Source organism: Listeria cornellensis FSL F6-0969 (genome assembly GCF_000525855.1).
Classification (GTDB): Bacteria; Bacillota; Bacilli; order Lactobacillales; family Listeriaceae; genus Listeria_A; species Listeria_A cornellensis.
Genome location: NZ_AODE01000076.1, coordinates 1 through 1,008, shown reverse-complemented (window position 1 = coordinate 1,008; position 1,008 = coordinate 1). Strand labels below are relative to the sequence as shown.

The 1,008-nt window shown below is 40.4% G+C and carries 1 protein-coding gene; it reads right to left on the bottom strand.

The window, feature by feature from the left end; translation table 11 throughout:
- Position 1: 1 nt before the first annotated feature.
- Positions 2 to 793 (bottom strand): hypothetical protein, encoded by a 792-nt coding sequence (locus PCORN_RS16775; protein ID WP_036082721.1) that lies wholly within the window; start codon positions 791 to 793, stop codon positions 2 to 4.
- Positions 794 to 1,008: the final 215 nt, after the last annotated feature.

Below are 1,008 nucleotides of genomic sequence, written 5' to 3'. Positions count from 1 at the left end.
TCTAAAATCCCCCCGTTTCATCCGATGTAATGGTGGCTTTCACGATTCCATTCAAACTCACACGAATCAAATTATTAAATAGGGTAGTCTTCCCCTTTATTACCGTATGGGTTTCCTCTATTTCTTGTAGTGTGATAGCAGGAACGATTCCATTATCTACCACGGTCACTTCTTTCGCGCCAGTGTATGCGCCATTTATTTTCATCTCCGCTTTCACCACGTCGCCCGCTACTAATGTACTATTATTATAGGTGAAATCGCCTTGCTCATCCGTCGTTAAGGTCGTTTTCGCCACCCCGTTTACACTCATACGTATCGGTGTTTTCGGTAATGTTGTCCTTCCAACCACTTTCTTCTCCTTTACGGTTACGGGTTGAAGTGTGAGTTCATTTTTGGCTGGTGCCACAACAACGACTTCCTTCGCTCCGGTATATAATCCATCTACTTTTATTTCGACTCGAACAATATCCCCTTCGATTAATCGACTATTTTTATACGTGAATCCGCCTTCCTCGTCCGTTACGATAATCGTCTTGAGCACACGATTTACTTGCACACGAATACTTGTATTCGGTTGTAGCGTAGTCCCTGTTACTTTTCCATCCCCTACTTGAACAGGATGAAGAGATAAGCTATTCGCCGCCTTGGACGTCGTTACTTTCGTTGGTATCGCCGATACGTTAGTATTCTCTATATTCGCATCCTGTGTCGTTTTGATCTTATCTGCGGTTTCTGTCGTTGCCGCGGATACAAAATCCACGCTATTTCCTATCGGTGAGATAATGCTTCCCACTATAAACCCTGCGACCACCAATTGTCTGATCCATTTTTTTCGTTTTTCATTCTCATCTTCTCCCTTTTCTTATAATATGTAATAATCAGAAAAAATACTCTAATTACCCTATTATATATTATCATGTTTTGCTCAACATTTCACCTAATATCCGAAAACATTTCCTTTTTATTTAGGTATATGTTAAGAAAAATAGCTAGATTATGTGAATAGTA